This is a genomic window from Micromonospora sp. NPDC047557, from assembly GCF_043205095.1.
GTDB lineage: Bacteria > Actinomycetota > Actinomycetes > Mycobacteriales > Micromonosporaceae > Micromonospora.
Window position 1 is genome coordinate 505372 of sequence record NZ_JBIDDK010000001.1, and the last position, 15557, is coordinate 520928.

Annotated in this window: 14 protein-coding genes; 10 read left to right on the plus strand and 4 right to left on the minus strand. The window is 71.6% G+C overall.

Annotated elements, in window-relative coordinates; translation table 11 throughout:
* Nucleotides 1-106: 106 nt before the first annotated feature.
* Nucleotides 107-1858: an acetyl/propionyl/methylcrotonyl-CoA carboxylase subunit alpha gene (locus ACGGAQ_RS02275; RefSeq protein ID WP_393043820.1), complete on the plus strand. Its 1752-nt coding sequence runs from the start codon at nucleotides 107-109 to the stop codon at nucleotides 1856-1858.
* A 64-nt stretch (nucleotides 1859-1922) separates the two neighbouring features.
* Here ACGGAQ_RS02275 and ACGGAQ_RS02280 read toward each other — a convergent pair whose 3' ends face one another.
* The gene (locus ACGGAQ_RS02280; protein WP_393043821.1) at nucleotides 1923-2528 is read right to left on the minus strand and encodes a dihydrofolate reductase family protein; all 606 of its coding nucleotides are present in this window, start codon (nucleotides 2526-2528) and stop codon (nucleotides 1923-1925) included.
* Nucleotides 2529-2620: 92 nt separating this feature from the next.
* Here ACGGAQ_RS02280 and ACGGAQ_RS02285 point away from each other — a divergent pair, with 92 nt between their 5' ends.
* The gene (locus tag ACGGAQ_RS02285) at nucleotides 2621-3112 is read left to right on the plus strand and encodes a winged helix-turn-helix transcriptional regulator (RefSeq protein ID WP_393043822.1); all 492 of its coding nucleotides are present in this window, start codon (nucleotides 2621-2623) and stop codon (nucleotides 3110-3112) included.
* Nucleotides 3113-3332: 220 nt separating this feature from the next.
* Nucleotides 3333-4772 (plus strand): GuaB1 family IMP dehydrogenase-related protein, encoded by a 1440-nt coding sequence (locus tag ACGGAQ_RS02290; protein WP_393043823.1) that lies wholly within the window; start codon nucleotides 3333-3335, stop codon nucleotides 4770-4772.
* A 135-nt stretch (nucleotides 4773-4907) separates the two neighbouring features.
* On the opposite strand, the gene ACGGAQ_RS02295 is transcribed toward ACGGAQ_RS02290, so the two are convergent.
* Nucleotides 4908-5459: a TetR/AcrR family transcriptional regulator gene (locus ACGGAQ_RS02295; protein WP_393043824.1), complete on the minus strand. Its 552-nt coding sequence runs from the start codon at nucleotides 5457-5459 to the stop codon at nucleotides 4908-4910.
* Nucleotides 5460-5543: 84 nt separating this feature from the next.
* On the opposite strand from ACGGAQ_RS02295, the gene ACGGAQ_RS02300 reads away from it, so the two are divergent.
* The 4 genes from ACGGAQ_RS02300 to ACGGAQ_RS02315 are packed head-to-tail and all read left to right on the plus strand — an operon-like array spanning nucleotide 5544 to nucleotide 10293.
* On the plus strand, nucleotides 5544-5990 hold the full coding sequence (locus tag ACGGAQ_RS02300; RefSeq protein WP_393043826.1) for a DoxX family membrane protein: 447 nt from the start codon (nucleotides 5544-5546) through the stop codon (nucleotides 5988-5990).
* 24 nt (nucleotides 5991-6014) lie between these two features.
* Complete coding sequence (locus tag ACGGAQ_RS02305; protein WP_393043828.1) at nucleotides 6015-6497, plus strand: MarR family winged helix-turn-helix transcriptional regulator; 483 nt, start codon at nucleotides 6015-6017, stop codon at nucleotides 6495-6497.
* The gene (locus ACGGAQ_RS02310; protein ID WP_393043830.1) at nucleotides 6491-8224 is read left to right on the plus strand and encodes an ABC transporter ATP-binding protein; all 1734 of its coding nucleotides are present in this window, start codon (nucleotides 6491-6493) and stop codon (nucleotides 8222-8224) included. Before ACGGAQ_RS02305 ends, ACGGAQ_RS02310 begins: the two co-directional genes overlap by 7 nt.
* A complete protein-coding gene (locus tag ACGGAQ_RS02315) occupies nucleotides 8221-10293 on the plus strand; it encodes an ABC transporter ATP-binding protein (protein WP_393043832.1) in 2073 nt (690 codons plus the stop codon). The genes ACGGAQ_RS02310 and ACGGAQ_RS02315 overlap by 4 nt, the downstream gene beginning before the upstream one ends.
* Before the next feature lie 60 nt (nucleotides 10294-10353).
* On the opposite strand, the gene thrS is transcribed toward ACGGAQ_RS02315, so the two are convergent.
* Nucleotides 10354-11571, minus strand: a complete 1218-nt coding sequence (thrS, locus tag ACGGAQ_RS02320; RefSeq protein ID WP_393043834.1) for a threonine--tRNA ligase — start codon at nucleotides 11569-11571, stop codon at nucleotides 10354-10356.
* Nucleotides 11572-12089: 518 nt separating this feature from the next.
* Here thrS and ACGGAQ_RS02325 point away from each other — a divergent pair.
* Together ACGGAQ_RS02325 and ACGGAQ_RS02330 are read left to right on the plus strand one after the other, a co-directional pair.
* Nucleotides 12090-12785, plus strand: coding sequence for a DedA family protein (locus ACGGAQ_RS02325; RefSeq protein ID WP_393043836.1), 696 nt, complete (start codon nucleotides 12090-12092; stop codon nucleotides 12783-12785).
* 207 nt (nucleotides 12786-12992) lie between these two features.
* Nucleotides 12993-13613: a DUF998 domain-containing protein gene (locus ACGGAQ_RS02330; protein ID WP_393043838.1), complete on the plus strand. Its 621-nt coding sequence runs from the start codon at nucleotides 12993-12995 to the stop codon at nucleotides 13611-13613.
* On the opposite strand, the gene ACGGAQ_RS02335 is transcribed toward ACGGAQ_RS02330, so the two are convergent.
* The gene (locus tag ACGGAQ_RS02335; RefSeq protein WP_393043840.1) at nucleotides 13591-14994 is read right to left on the minus strand and encodes an NAD(P)H-quinone dehydrogenase; all 1404 of its coding nucleotides are present in this window, start codon (nucleotides 14992-14994) and stop codon (nucleotides 13591-13593) included. The two genes, ACGGAQ_RS02330 and ACGGAQ_RS02335, sit on opposite strands and share 23 nt — an antisense overlap.
* A 106-nt stretch (nucleotides 14995-15100) precedes the next feature.
* Here ACGGAQ_RS02335 and ACGGAQ_RS02340 point away from each other — a divergent pair, with 106 nt between their 5' ends.
* Entirely contained in the window at nucleotides 15101-15556 is a 456-nt protein-coding gene (locus ACGGAQ_RS02340; protein WP_354853990.1) for a gamma-glutamylcyclotransferase, read from the plus strand.
* Nucleotide 15557 lies beyond the last annotated feature (1 nt).

The window sequence follows — 15557 nt, forward strand, 5'->3', positions numbered from 1 at the left end:
CAAGTTTGACTAAGGTCAGTGCCACATCCCACACTGAGCGATCGTTAGGGCCATCACGGGTGGCCGATACACTCCCGGTCAGTAACTTCCCGGGAGGAGCCACGAGGTGCGCAAGGTACTCATCGCCAACCGCGGCGAGATCGCCGTCCGGGTCATCCGCGCCTGCCGCGACGCCGGCCTCGGCAGCGTCGCCGTGTACGCGGACTCCGACCGGGACGCCCTGCACGCCACCCTCGCCGACGAGGCGTACGCGCTCGGCGGGGACAGCGCGACCGACACGTACCTGCGCATCGACAAGCTGCTCGACGTCGCCGATCGGGCCGGCGCCGACGCCGTACACCCGGGTTACGGCTTCCTCAGTGAGAACGCCGACTTCGCCCAGGCGGTCATCGACGCGGGGTTGACCTGGATCGGCCCCACCCCGCAGGCGATCCGCGACCTGGGTGACAAGGTCACCGCCCGGCACATCGCCCAGCGCGCCGGCGCTCCGCTGGTCCCCGGCACCCCGGACCCGGTGGGCAGCCCGGACGAGGTGATGGCGTTCGCCGTCGACCACGGGCTGCCGGTCGCCATCAAGGCCGCGTTCGGCGGTGGTGGGCGCGGCCTCAAGGTCGCCCGGACCATGGAGGAGATCCCCCAGCTCTTCGAGTCGGCCACCCGCGAGGCGGTCGCGGCGTTCGGCCGGGGCGAGTGCTTCGTCGAGCGCTACCTGGACCAGCCCCGGCACGTCGAGGCGCAGGTCCTCGCCGACCAGCACGGCAACGTGATCGTGGTGGGCACCCGGGACTGCTCGTTGCAGCGCCGGCACCAGAAGCTCGTGGAGGAGGCCCCCGCGCCGTTCCTCACCGACGCCCAGCGTGCCCAGATCCACGACAGCGCCAAGGCGATCTGCCGGGAGGCCGGCTACCACGGCGCCGGCACGGTGGAGTACCTGGTCGGCAAGGACGGCACGATCTCCTTCCTGGAGGTCAACACCCGGCTTCAGGTCGAGCACCCGGTCACCGAGGAGACCGCCGGCATCGACCTGGTCCGCGAGCAGTTCCGGATCGCCGACGGCGAGAAGCTGCGGATCACCGAGGACCCGACGCCGCGCGGGCACGCCATCGAGTTCCGGATCAACGGCGAGGACCCGGGCCGCAACTTCCTGCCCGCGCCGGGCACGGTCACCGCGCTGCGCCTGCCCAGCGGCCCGGGCGTCCGGGTGGACACCGGCATCTCGGCCGGCGACGTGATCGGCGGCAACTTCGACTCGCTGCTCGCCAAGGTCATCATCGTCGGTGAGACGCGGACCGAGGCGTTGGAACGCGCCCGCCGCGCGCTGGACGAGATGGTCCTCGACGGGATGGCCACCGCGCTGCCGTTCCACCGCCTGGTCGTGCGGGACGAGGCGTTCACCGCCGAACCGTTCACCGTGCACACCCGGTGGATCGAGACCGAGTTCGACAACACCGTGCCGCCGTTCACCGCCGCCGCCGGCGCCGCCGAGGCGCCGGCCGAACGCGACACCGTCGTGGTCGAGGTCGGCGGCAAGCGCCTCGAGGTCAGCCTCCCCGCCGGCTTCGGCGGGAGTACGACCACCGCGGCGCCCACCTCCCGTAAGCCGACTCGACGCGGGGGCGGGGCCAAGGCGGGCGCCCCGGTGGGTGGCGACGCGCTCACCTCTCCCATGCAGGGCACCATCGTCAAGATCGCGGTCGCCGAGGGCGACACGGTGGCCGAAGGCGACCTGGTGGTGGTGCTTGAGGCGATGAAGATGGAGCAGCCGTTGCACGCCCACAAGGCGGGTACGGTCAGCGGGCTCACCGCCGAGGTCGGTGCCGTGATCACCGCCGGTGCCGCCATCTGCACCATCGCCTGAGGGGCGAGCGCGAGATCCTTGCTGCTGGCGAGGCAGCCGCGGGGCTGGCTCGGCGCCGAGTCGGTTATGCGGTCTGCGGCAGCGGCGTGCGCACGTTCCGGACGGCGTATCGATGGAGCGTGACGCCCTCGTCGAAGCGTGCCTGCTCGAGCAGGTCCAGCTCCAGCGGCTCGTCGTGGCTGTCGAACAGTGGGCGGCCGGTACCGAGGATGACGGGGTGCGTGAAGAGCAGCAGCTCGTCGAGCAGCCCTGCCCGGAGCAGCGCCGTGGCCAGTGTGGCGCCGCCGACGCCGATGTCGCCGTCGGTGCGCTGCCGTAGCTCCGCGAGCTCGCCGACGGCATCGTCGCCGCCGATGATCTCGGTGTTGTGCTCGGCGCTGGTACGCGTGCGGGAGACCAGCACCTTGGGCTTCGAGGTCCAGATCTCGCCGTACTCGCGCAGGTAGCCGGGCAACGACTCGTCGTCGCGCGCGGCCGGCCAGAATCCCTCCATCGTCTCGTAGATCGTGCGCCCCTGGACCATGAGCGACAGCGCCCGCGCCCGCGCGTTGAACTCGCGGTGCAGTGGCTCCCCGATGCGCATCCAGGTGCCGCCGCCCTGCTCGCCAGGTGCACGCTCGATCAACAGATCGGCGGACACGTTCATCCAGTACACGAATCGCCCCGACATGGCCCCTCCTACAGTGATAGCGATATGCAACTGCTTCGACCTACCATAGGATGAGGTGATAGCAAGGTGCAATCACTTGCGAGGAGGGCTTGATGGATTCGGCGCCACGCTCGGGTTGCCCGATCAATCAGGCGGTGGAGATCCTGGGCGATCCGTGGGTGATGCTCGTGCTTCGGGACATCATGTTCGGCAATCGGCGGCACTTCCGCGAGCTGCTCGCCGGCAGCGAGGAGGGCATCGCGCCGAACATTCTCAGCAGCCGCCTGCGGCGCCTCACCGACGCGGGCCTGCTCACCCGTGAGGACGCCCGACGGGGGCAGCGGGCGGCCTACTCGCTCACCGAGGCGGGCATTCAGACACTGCCGATCATGGCAGCGCTCGGCTCGTGGGGGCTGGCCCATCGCGGAGGCGACCGTCGCCTGCGGGTGCGCGCCGAACTGCTCCGCGACGGCGGCCCGGAACTGCTCACCCGCTTCATGGACGACCTGCGCGAGGTGCACCTCGGCGTCCCCCGGCCCGACCCGCACGCCCGGCGAGCGGTCGACGAGCTCCGCTCGGCGTACGAGGCAGCGACCCGCGACTGACCCGATCCGCCGGGCCCGCCCCACGTCGCGACGGACCGGGCCCACGACGGACCGGGCCCACGGCGGCGCCGGCGTACGCGACGGACCGCAGCCCACGGCGGCGCCGGCGCACGCGACGGCCCCCACCGTCGGCTCGTGACCGCCGCACAGGACCGGGCGGTGGGGGTGGTTTGGGCCACCAGCGGCGGCGGGAGTGGGCGCGAGCAGGAATGATGTTCGGGTGCGCTTCCTTCACGGCGCGGTTCCCGCGCACGACCTGACCTATACCGACGTCTTCATGGCGCCGGCCCGCTCCGACCTCGGCTCCCGGCTGGACGTCGACCTGTCCACCGGTGACGGCACCGGCACCACCATCCCGCTGGTGGTGTCCAACATGACGGCGGTCGCCGGGCGGCGGATGGCCGAGACGGTGGCCCGGCGGGGCGCGATCGCCGTGATCCCGCAGGACATCCCGATCGAGGTCGTCGCGAACGTCGTCGCCTGGGTCAAGCAGCGGCACCTGGTCTACGACACACCCATCACCCTGGGCCCCACCGAGACCGTCGGGGACGCCATCCACCTCCTGCCGAAGCGGTCGCACGGCGCGGTGATCGTGGTCGACGAGGCCGGTCGGCCGATGGGCGTGGTCACCGAGGCGGACACCACGGGCGTGGACCGGTTCGCCCAGCTGCGGCACGTGATGTCCACCGAACTGCACACCGTCCCGGCGGACGCCGACCCGCGTACCGGCTTCGACCTGCTCTCCGCCGGCCGGCGCCGGCTCGCCCCGGTGGTGGACGCCGACGGTCGGCTGGTCGGCGTGCTGACCCGGCAGGGCGCACTGCGGGCCACCCTCTACACGCCGGCCGTGGACGACCGCGGGCGGCTGCGCATCGCGGCGGCGGTCGGGATCAACGGCGACGTCACCGGCAAGGCCGCCGCGCTGCTGGAGGCAGGTGTGGACACGCTGGTCGTGGACACCGCGCACGGCCACCAGGAGCGGATGATCTCGGCGTTGCGGGCGGTCCGCAAGCTGGACCCGGGCGTTCCGGTGGCGGCCGGCAACGTGGTCACCGCCGAGGGCGTACGCGACCTGGTCGAGGCCGGCGCGGACATCATCAAGGTCGGTGTCGGGCCGGGCGCGATGTGCACCACCCGGATGATGACCGGCGTGGGCCGGCCGCAGTTCTCGGCCGTGCTCGACTGCTCGACGGCGGCCCGCGAGCTGGGTCGGCACGTATGGGCCGACGGCGGCGTGCGGCACCCGCGCGACGTGGCGCTCGCGCTCGCCGCCGGCGCGTCGAACGTGATGATCGGCTCCTGGTTCGCCGGCACCTACGAGTCCCCCGGTGACCTCTACACCGAGCCGGACGGTCGGCGGTACAAGGAGAGCTTCGGGATGGCCTCGGCGCGGGCGGTCAGCGCCCGTACCGCCGACGACAGCCCGTACGACCGGGCCCGCAAGGCGGTGTTCGAGGAGGGCATCTCCTCGGCGCGGATGTATCTGGACCCAACCCGGCCCGGCGTCGAGGACCTGATCGACGAGATCATCGCCGGGGTGCGCAGCGCCTTCACCTACGCCGGAGCGCGGGACCTGACCCAGTTCCACGAGCGCGCGATCGTCGGCGTGCAGAGCGCCGCCGGCTTCACCGAGGGAATGCCACTCCCCACAAGCTGGTAACCCCACACCCCACCCCCCACCCCGTTGATCATGAAGTTATTGCCCCGACACGCCGACGCGGGAGGCAATAACTTCATGATCAACCGGGGAGAGCGAGGCGGCGGGGGCGGGGCGGCGGGGGCGGGGTCCTGGGGGTTAGGGGGTTAGGCGGCTCAGGACTTGGCGGGCCGCCTTGCTCGGGTTGTCGCCTACCCGGTCGGGGAGGGCGTTGGCCAGCCAGAGGGTTGCGAAGCCGTGGGCGATCGACCAGGCGGCGAGGGCGTCCCGGTCGGCGTCACCTCCGGTTGGAAGTGCGGCGACCCCGGACCGCAGGGTGGCGCCGGCGCGCTCCCGGGCGGCGATCAGCTCCGCGTCGTCGGCCCGGTACAGCTCGGGCCGGAACATCACCTCGAAGTGCGCGCGGTGCCCGACGGCGAAGTCGACGTACGCGACTCCGGCGGCCAGCAGGTCGTCCCCCGCCGCGCTCAACGTCTGGGCCAGCAGGTCGAAGCCCTGAGTGGCGAGGGCGGTGAGCAGGCCGGCCTTGTCGCCGAAGTGGTGGGCGGGCGCGGCGTGCGAGACACCGGCCCGACGCGCCAGGTCGCGCAGGCTCAACGCGGCCGGCCCGACCTCCTCGATCGCGTCGAGCGCCGCCGCGAGCAGGGTGCGACGGAGGTCGCCGTGGTGGTAGCCGCGCGTCTCGGTCATGCCCGGATCTTATCTTGTCATTGACAAGATGCCAGTCCGTCGCGCAATCTTGTCATCGACAAGATTGCGCTGAGGAGGATTTCGATGGCACCCCTGATCGCGCTCGTGGTCGGCACCACCCTGGCCCGACTGGCCGGCCTGGCCGGCGTCGCCGCACTCGACGGCTGGCACCCCGCGCTGCGGGTCGGGCTGGCACTGCTGTTCCTGGTGACCGGCCTCGCGCACTTCGTCGGCCAGCGCCGCGCCGGCCTGATCGCGATGGTCCCGCCCGGCCTTCCCCGGCCGGATCTGCTGGTCACCGTCACCGGCGTGCTGGAATTGGTCGGCGCCGTCGGGCTGCTGATCCCGGCGATCGCCCGGCTGGCCGCGGCCGGGCTCGGCCTGCTCATGCTCGCGATGTTCCCGGCGAACGTCTCGGCCGCGCGCCGGAGGCTGACCCTCGCCGGACGCCCGGTCACCCCGCTCAGGCAGCGCACCGTCCTGCAACTCGTGTTCGTCGCCACGGCTTTTGCTATTTCGTTTGGCCCCTGACTATCAGGGGGCTAATGTACTCCCGTGGAACTCGTCACCCTTCAAGATGTGCCGCTCGGTCGGCTGCTGGTGGTGGCCGGGCACCTCGTCGGGCAACGGTGGAACCGCTACCTCGCCGAGGAGCACGGCCTCACCCAGGCCGGCATGATCACCCTGATGACGCTCGCCCGACACGGCGAGCTGCCCCACCGCCAGGTCGCCGAGAAGGGGTTCGTCCGCCCGGCGACCCTGACCGGCATCGTCGACACGCTCGAACGTGACGGTCTCGTCGAGCGGCAGCGCGACGACAGCGACCGGCGCAGCATCCGACTCGTTATCACCCCCGCCGGGCGGGAGCGGGTGGCCGCGCTCGGCGCCCTCATGCATTCCGGACGCCCGCTCACCTCGGTCGACGCCGACCCGGCGAAAGCCCAGGTGATCCGGGAGTTCCTGCTCGAGGTCATCAGCAGTGGGGACGACCCACGGATGACCGGACGACCTACCGACGCGAAGGAACCGTCGTGCTGATCAGACTTCTGCGCGGTCAACTGCGCCCGTACCAGAGACCGCTGCTGGCGGTGGTGCTGCTCCAGTTCGTGGGCACCATGGCCTCGCTCTACCTGCCCAGCCTCAACGCCGACATCATCGACAAGGGCGTGGCCCGGGGCGACACCGACTACATCGTGCAGACCGGCGGCTGGATGCTGCTGGTCAGCCTGGTCCAGATCGTCTGCTCGATCGCCGCCGTCTACCTCGGCGCCCGGACCGCGATGGGCTTCGGCCGGGACGTCCGCGCCCGGCTGTTCGCGCACGTCAATCTCTTCTCCGCTCGTGAGGTGGCCCGGTTCGGCGCACCGTCGCTGATCACCCGCAATACCAACGACGTGCAACAGGTGCAGATGCTCGTGCTGATGAGCTGCACCATGCTGGTCGCCGCGCCGATCATGAGCGTCGGCGGCGTCTTCATGGCACTGCGCGAGGACATCGGGCTCTCCTGGCTGATGCTGGTCAGCGTGCCGGTGCTGGCCGTCGCGCTGACCGCGATCATCCGGCGGATGGTGCCGGGCTTCCGGCTGATGCAGACCCGGATCGACACGGTCAACCGGGTGCTACGTGAGCAGATCACCGGCATCCGGGTGGTCCGCGCCTTCGTCCGCGAGCCGTACGAGACGGACCGTTTCGGTGTCGCCAACGCCGACCTGACCGCCACCGCCCTGCGTACCGGACGGTTGTTGGCGTTGATCTTCCCGGTGGTCATGCTGGTGCTGAACGTGTCAAGCGTGGCGGTGCTCTGGTTCGGCGCGCAGCGGGTCGACTCGGGCGCGATCGAGATCGGTGCGCTCACCGCGTTCCTGCAATACCTGATGCAGATCCTGATGGCCGTGATGATGGCCACGTTCATGCTGATGATGGTGCCCCGGGCCGCGGTCTGCGCCGAGCGGATCGTCGAGGTGCTGGACACCGACTCCTCGGTGGTCCCCGCCGCCGCGCCGATCACCGAGCTGCCCAGCCGGGCCGAGCTGGAGCTGCGCGGGGTGCGCTTCCAGTACCCGGGCGCGGTCGAGCCGGTGCTGCGCGACATCTCCTTCACGGCCACCGCGGGCACCACCACCGCGATCATCGGCAGCACCGGCGCGGGCAAGACGACACTGCTGTCGCTCGTACCCCGCCTGGTCGACGTCACCGGCGGCGCGGTGCTGGTCGACGGGGTGGACGTCCGCGAATTGGAACCGGACGAGCTGTGGCGACGCATCGGCCTGGTGCCGCAGCGGCCGTACCTGTTCACCGGCACGGTCGCCAGCAACCTGCGCTACGGCAACCCGGACGCCACCGACGAGGAACTGTGGACGGCGCTGGAAATCGCGCAGGCCCGCGACTTCGTGGCCCAGATGCCCGGCGGCCTGGACGCGCCGATCGCCCAGGGCGGCAGCACCGTCTCCGGTGGACAGCGGCAACGCCTGGCCATCGCCCGGGCCCTGGTCCGGCAGCCGGAGATCTACCTCTTCGACGACTCGTTCTCCGCGCTCGACCTCGGCACCGACGCGCGGCTGCGGGCGGCACTGCGCCCGGTCACCGCGCAGTCGGCAGTGGTGATCGTGGCCCAGCGGGTGTCCACGATCGTCGACGCCGACCAGATCATCGTGCTCGAGAACGGAGGGGTCGTCGGAGTGGGACGACATGCGGAGTTGGTGCAGACCTGCCCGACGTACGCCGAGATCGTGGCTTCCCAGCAGACGACGGAGGTGGCGGCATGAGCGAGCCCGACGAGTCGCGGACCGCGACCGTACCCAGTCAGAAGCCGGGCGGTGACACGCAGCAACCCGGCGGCGGCGCGGCGACGCCGAAGCGGCTGCCGCCCGGCCGGCCGGCTGGCGGCCCGCCCTGGATGAGCGCGGGGATGCCCGCCGAGAAGTCGATGAACTTCGGGCCGTCGGCCCGACGGCTGCTCGGTCGGCTGCGCCCGCACCGGCTGCACCTGACCGCGATCATCACCCTCGCCGTGGTGAGCGTCGGGTTCAGCGTGGCCGGCCCGAAGATCCTCGGCCACGCCACCGACCTGATCTTCAGTGGGGTGATCGGTCGGCGACTGGCCCCGGGCACAACCACCGAACAGGCCGTCGCGGCGGCGCGGGCCAGCGGCAACGAGAGCTTCGCCGACATGCTGGCCCGGATGGACGTGGTGCCCGGAGTGGGCATCGACTTCGGCGCCCTGGGCCGGGTGCTGCTGTTGGCGCTCGGGCTCTACCTGGCGGCGAGCGTGCTGTCGTGGTGGCAGGGCTGGCTGCTCAACGGGGTGGTCCAGCGCACCGTGCTGCGGCTGCGCGCCGAGGTGGAGGAGAAGCTCAACCGGCTGCCGCTGCCCTACTTCGACCGGCAGCCCCGCGGTGAGCTGCTCAGCCGGGTCACCAACGACATCGACAACATCTCGACGAGCCTCCAGCAGACCCTGAGCCAGCTGCTCACCTCGCTGCTGACCGTCATCGGCGTGCTGGCCGTGATGTTCTGGATCTCCCCGCTGCTGGCCCTGGTGGCTCTGGTCGCCGTCCCGCTGTCGGTGCTGGTCACCCAGCGCATCGCCAAGCGCTCGCAGAAGCAGTTCATCGCCCAGTGGAAGCACACCGGCGAGCTGAACGGCCAGATCGAGGAGGCGTACACCGGTCACGAGCTGGTGAAGGTCTTCGGCCGGCAGCGCGAGGTGGAGGCCGAGTTCCACGCGAAGAACGAGGAGCTGTTCCGGGCCAGCTTCGGCGCCCAGTTCATCTCCGGGATCATCATGCCGTCGATGATGTTCATCGGGAACCTGAGCTACGTGGCCATCGCCGTGGTCGGCGGGCTGCGGGTGGCCTCGGGGACGATGAGCCTGGGCGACGTGCAGGCGTTCATCCAGTACTCCCGCCAGTTCACCCAACCGCTGACCCAGCTCGCCTCGATGGCGAACCTGCTCCAGTCCGGGGTGGCGTCGGCCGAGCGGGTCTTCGCGGTGCTCGACGCCGACGAGCAGAGCCCCGACCCGGCTGAGCCGGCCCGGGTCGTCGACCCGCACGGCCGGGTCGAGTTCGAGCACGTCTCCTTCCGGTACACGCCGGACAAGCCGCTGATCGACGACCTGTCGCTGGTCGCCGAGCCCGGGCACACGGTGGCCATCGTCGGCCCGACGGGCGCCGGCAAGACCACCCTGGTCAACCTGATCATGCGGTTCTACGAGCTGGACGCCGGCCGGATCACCCTCGACGGGGTGGACATCACCACGATGCGCCGCGACGACCTGCGCGGACGGATCGGCATGGTGCTCCAGGACACCTGGCTCTTCGGCGGCACCATCCGCGACAACATCGCGTACGGCCGGCCGGGCGCGACCGAGGAGGAGATCATCGCCGCGGCCCGGGCCACCTTCGTGGACCGATTCGTGCGCAGCCTTCCGGACGGCTACGACACGGTCATCGACGAGGAGGGCAGCAATGTCAGCGCCGGTGAGAAGCAGCTCATCACCATCGCCCGGGCGTTCCTCGCCGAGCCGTCCCTGCTGATCCTGGACGAGGCGACCAGCTCGGTGGACACCCGCACGGAGGTGCTGCTCCAGCGGGCGATGGCGGCGCTGCGCTCGGACCGGACCAGCTTCGTCATCGCGCACCGGCTCTCCACCATCCGCGACGCGGACCTGATCCTGATGATGGAGAACGGCCGCATCGTCGAGCAGGGCACCCACGAGCAGTTGCTCGCCGCCCACGGCGCGTACCACCGGCTCTACCGCTCGCAGTTCACCGGTGCCGCGGTCGACGAGGAACCAGCCGCTCCCGCCGGGGCCCAGCCGGCGTCGGTCTGAGGGCGGACCGCCGTGCGCGCCACACGATCGACGACGGTCCACCTCAGCCCGGTGGGCGGATCAGTCCGCCGGGAGCAGGTCGGCGGCGCGGGCGGCGACCTGCCGGCCGATCAGGGCGAGCGCGGCGGCGGCGGGCATCGGGGCCAGGGCGCGACCGTCGCGCAGGCGCAGCGCGAGTGCGCCGCCGGCGGCCTCCCGGGCCCCCAGCACCCCGAGGTACGGGACGCGGCGGCGAACCGCGTCCCGTACCCGGGCACCCAACGAGCCGGCGGTGTCGACCTCGACCCGCAGGCCGGCGTCGACGGCCAGCCGGGCCAGTTCCGCCGCCGCGTCGGCCTGCCCGTCGTCCACCGGCAGCACCACCAACTGGACGGGCGCGTACCAGGCCGGGAACGCGCCCTCGTGCACCTCGATGAGGTACGCGAACAGCCGCTCCATGCTGCCGACCAGGCTGCGGTGCAGCAGGACCGGGCGACGCCGGCTGCCGTCGGAATCGGTGTACGACAGGTCGAACTTCTCCGGTTTGTCGAAGTCCACCTGGATGGTGGAGATGGTCGACTCGCGGCCGGCCGCGTCGACGATCTGAATGTCGATCTTCGGGCCGTAGAAGGCGGCCTCTCCGGGGGCCTCGACGTACTCCACCCCGGCCAGCGCGCCGCGAAGCAGCTCCTCCGCTCGGGCCCACTGGGCGTCGTCGCCGACGTACTTCTCACCCGGCCCGCGCAGCGACAGCCGGAACCCCGCCGGACGGACGCCGAGCGCGGCGTGCGCCGAGCGCATCAGCCGCAGGATCTCGACGACCTCCGCGCCGACCTGGTCCGGGGCGCAGAAGGTGTGCGCGTCGTTGAGCGAGATGGCACGTACCCGGGACAGCCCGCCGAGCACTCCGGAGCGCTCCGAGCGGTACATCCCGCCCAGTTCCGCGATCCGCAGCGGCAACTCCCGGTAGGAGCGGCCCCGGGCGCGGAACACCAGCGCGTGGTGCGGGCAGAGCGCCGGGCGGAGCACGAACTCGTCGTCGGCGCTGAGCCGCATCGGCGGGAACATGTCGTCGGCGAAGTAGCCCAGGTGGCCGGAGAGTTCGAAGAGTTCCCGCTTGCCCAGCGGCGGCGAGTAGACGTGCTGGTGGCCGGAGCTGCGCTCCAGGTCCCGGACGTACTCCTCGACGGCGTGCCGGGCGGCGGCGCCGGCCGGCAGCCAGATGGGCAGGCCGGCGCCGGCCAGCGGATCGGAGACGAACAGCTCCAGCTCACGGCCGAGCTTGCGATGGTCGATCATGTCGGGCTCCTGGATCGGGGACGACCCGGAGGCGACCTGGACACCGAACGCCGCGCGGCCCTCGGGGGCGGATCGCCCCGGGGCCTGGTCGACGGTGGTTACGTCAGAGCGGCACGCCGGGGACACCCGGCGTCGTCGTCATCACTACCGCGCTGCGCATATGGCGACGTTATTCCTCGGGCGGTCGAGGACGCACCCGGATTTGCGGCGGTGCGGGAGGGGACGGGCCGCCGGCGCGGGACCCGCCGGCGGCCCTGGGCGACCCGAATCGTCAGGAACGGGGGACCCGACGTGCTGGGCCGCGCCGCCCACGGTACGCCGAGGGACGCCGATCCGCCGACCGCCTCGGGCTGCCGTGGGACAGCCGCCGAGCCGTCACCCGAGGGCGGTTCGCCTCGTTGGAACGGGGTGGCCCCGTGGTGTCGACGGTCACGACGGGACGGGGCTGTCCACGGTGACGCCGGACACGCCGTCAGGCTCGAGACACCCAATCGGCCGCATCCGGCGAGGTGGCAGGCGTGCCCGAACTACTGACTGACGTCGCGTCGCCGACGTGGGCGTACCTGGTGCTGCTCGGCCTGCTGATCGCGGACGCCTTCGTGCCGGTGATCCCCACCCAGATCGTCATGATCACCAGCGGCGCGCTGACCGTGTACGGCGGCCTCAGCCTGCCGGTCACCATCGCCGTCGGCGCGCTCGGCGTGTTCGCCGGCGACCTCGCCTGCTACCTGCTCGGCCGTGGCGCACCGGACCGGCGGGTGCCCCGGCACGCCGAACCCAGCCGGGCCCGCCGGATGGCGAGCCGGGTCACGCAGGGATTACGCCAACCCGGCCCGCTGGTCATCCTGCTCTGCCGGTTCGTGCCCGGCGGGCGCATGGCGGCCTGCTTCTCGGCCGGTCGCAGCCGATACCCGTACCGGCTGTTCGCGCTCTACGAGACGATCGCCGCGCTGGGCTGGGCCACCTACGGGGCGCTGGTCGGGCACCTGGGCGGCACCGCGCTGACCGAGTCGGCCTGGCGGCTGGCCATCATCGCCACCGCCGCGGCGGCCGGCTTCGCCGCAGCCGGATGGGCGATGACAATGGTCAGCGCCCGCCATGCCCGCACCGCCGCCGGAACCGACATCCCGATCGACCGAACGTCGCCCAGGGCCCATCCACGCGGGCCGACCCGACCAGTGGTCCCGTCACACCACGACGGCGGCCGGCGGTGACCCTCGGTCACCTCCGTGGGGGCGGACGCGGTCGTGAGCGGTATACCTCAGAGTCATATTCATACCTCTGAGGTATACCGCTCAACAGCACATCGAGATGGCGGGCAACCAAAGGGGATGACCGACCGCCTCTAGGGGTGGGTTTTGGGGGGCAAGTCGGTGGCGGTCCCGGATCTGGCTGGGGTGTTCGCGGCGACAGGCTGAGGCATGCCTGGAACCCGGAACACCGGTGTGCTGGCCCTCGGCGGGATCGCCGTGGCGGCGCTGCTCACCGTGATCGGCCACCTGGAAGTCAACGACGACCTCAACCCGTGGGCGCTGACAATCAGCGACTTCGCCGTCTCCGACCGGGGCGGTGTCATCGACGTCGCAATGGTGGTGCTGGCGCTCGCCACCGTGGCCCTGCTGTACGGGCTGCGCCGCACCGGCCCGCCCCGACCCGGCGCCGGTCGGACGGCAGAGCTGCTGCTCGGCGCATGGGTGGCCGGACTGCTGCTCGCCGCGATGGTGCCGACGAACGAGCCGGGCACCGCCATGACGCCGGCCGCCTACGTCCACCGGTACGCCTCGGTGGTCGCCTTCCTGGCACTGCCGGTTGGCGGCTGGCTGCTCGCCCGCCGGCCCGACCTGGACGCGGCCGCCCGGACGCTGCGCGCCCTGGCCCTGCTCAGCCTGACCCTGGCGGCCGCGATGGTCTGGTCCGCCTACCCCGGTGACCGGGTGCTGATCGGCCTGGCCGAACGCCTGCTCATCGTCACCGAGGTCGCCGTCCTCGGCACCGTCGCCGTGATCCAGACCCGGCGGGTCACTCCAGCTCGTGGAGCATGAGCTGGCGGGCTGCCTCGGTGATCGAGCCGGACAGACTCGGGTAGATGGTGATCGTCTGCGCCAACTCGTTGACCGTCAGGTTGTTCTCCACGGCCATGGTGATCGGCAGGATCAGCTCGCTGGCCTTCGGCGCGACCACCACCCCGCCCACCACCTGGCCGCTCGCCGGCCGGCAGAACAGCTTCACGAAGCCGTCGGAGAGGTCGTCCATCTTGGCCCGCGCGTTGCCGGACAGCGGCAGCATCACCTGCCGGGCCGGCACCTTGCCCGCGTCCACCTCGTCCTGCGAGACGCCCACGGTGGCCAGCTCCGGGTCGGTGAAGACGTTCGCCGCGACGGTCCGCAACCGTAGCGGACGGACTGCCTCGCCGAGGGCGTGCCACATCGCGATCCGGCCCTGCATGGCGGCCACGCTCGCCAGCAGCAGCACGCCGGTGCAGTCACCCGCGGCGTAGATGCCGGGCACGTTCGTCCGGGAGACCCGGTCGACCGTGACGTAGCCGCCCCGGCCCAGCTCCACGCCGTACTCGGCCAGGCCCAGGTTCGCGGTGTTGGGGATCGAGCCGACCGCGATCAGCGCGTGCGAGCCGGCGACCTTGCGGCCGTCGGACAGCTCCACCTCCACCCCGTCGGCGGTACGCCGGACCGCGTCGGCGCGGGAATTGTTGAGGATGTTCATGCCCCGGTTGCGGAACACCCGCTCGATGGCCGACGCCGCGTCGGCGTCCTCGTGCGGCATCACCCGGTCCCGGCTGGAGACCAGGGTGACCTCGACCCCCATCGCCAGGTACGCGCTGGCGAACTCGGCGCCGGTCACACCGGAGCCGACCACGATCAGGTGCTCGGGCAGCTCCGGCAGGTCGTACACCTGACGCCAGGTCAGGATGCGCTCGCCGTCGGGCACGGCGGTGGGCAACTGGCGGGGCGTCGAGCCGGTGGCCACCAGGACGGTGGACGCGGCGATCGAGTACTCCTCGCCGCCGTCGGCGGGGGTGACGACGACCCGGTGGGTGTGCCCGAGGGCATCCTCGCCCAGTCGGGCGGTGCCGGCGACGAAGGTGACCCCGGCCTTGAGCAGCTTGGCGTGGATGTCGGCGGACTGCGCCAGCGCCAGGCGCTTGACCCGCTCGTGCACGGCCTGCGCGTCGACGGTGACCGCCTCCAGGCCGTCCGAGTGCACCCCGAACTCCTCCGTGTCCCGGTAACCGGTGACCACCTGAGAGCTGGCGATGAACGTCTTCGACGGTACGCAGTCGGAGAGCACGCAGGCCCCGCCCGCGCCGTCGGCCTCGACCACGGTGACATCGGCGTCCAGTTGGGCGGCGACCAACGCCGCCTCGTACCCGGCCGGCCCACCGCCGATGATCACGATCCGGCTCACAGCGTTCGCCCTTCGTTGATGCTCACAGTGACTTTCTTCCCTCGAACGCGTCCGACACGCACGGTCGTATTCTCCCCCACCGGCCCGCCGGGCTATCGTCATCGCCGTGCGTCATCACGCCGCCTACGGCTCAAACCTCGACCCGGCTCGGATGCGGGCCTACTGCCCGCACTCGCCCATGGTGGGCACCGGCTGGCTGGAGGGGTGGCGGCTGACCTTCGCCGGAGCCGACGTGATCGGCTGGGAGGGCGCGGTGAGCACCGTCGTCGAGTCCCCCGGCGACCGGGTATTCGTGGCGATCTACGACATCCACCCGTACGACGCCGCCCAGCTCGACGAGATCGAGGGGGTGACCGCCGGCACGTACCGCAAGCTGCACGTGCGGATCTCGACCCTCGACGGCGACGTGACCGCGTGGGTCTACGTGTTCGACGGGTACGAGGGCGGCCTGCCGACCTCGTGGTACCTGTCCGAGATCGCGAACGCCGCCGAGAAGGCGGGTGCGCCGGACGACTACGTCACCGAGCTGCGGTCCCGTCCCACCGCCACCGCGTCCCCGTAGC

What these genes read in the sequence shown, in the direction of transcription:
- ACGGAQ_RS02280 (WP_393043821.1), bottom strand. Translation starts at nt 2,528, where the DNA reads ATGTCGGGGCGATTCGTGTACTGGATGAACGTGTCCGCCGATCTGTTG.
- ACGGAQ_RS02285 (WP_393043822.1), top strand. Translation starts at nt 2,621, where the DNA reads ATGGATTCGGCGCCACGCTCGGGTTGCCCGATCAATCAGGCGGTGGAG.
- ACGGAQ_RS02295 (WP_393043824.1), bottom strand. Translation starts at nt 5,459, where the DNA reads ATGACCGAGACGCGCGGCTACCACCACGGCGACCTCCGTCGCACCCTG.
- ACGGAQ_RS02300 (WP_393043826.1), top strand. Translation starts at nt 5,544, where the DNA reads ATGGCACCCCTGATCGCGCTCGTGGTCGGCACCACCCTGGCCCGACTG.
- ACGGAQ_RS02315 (WP_393043832.1), top strand. Translation starts at nt 8,221, where the DNA reads ATGAGCGAGCCCGACGAGTCGCGGACCGCGACCGTACCCAGTCAGAAG.
- thrS (WP_393043834.1), bottom strand. Translation starts at nt 11,571, where the DNA reads ATGATCGACCATCGCAAGCTCGGCCGTGAGCTGGAGCTGTTCGTCTCC.
- ACGGAQ_RS02330 (WP_393043838.1), top strand. Translation starts at nt 12,993, where the DNA reads ATGCCTGGAACCCGGAACACCGGTGTGCTGGCCCTCGGCGGGATCGCC.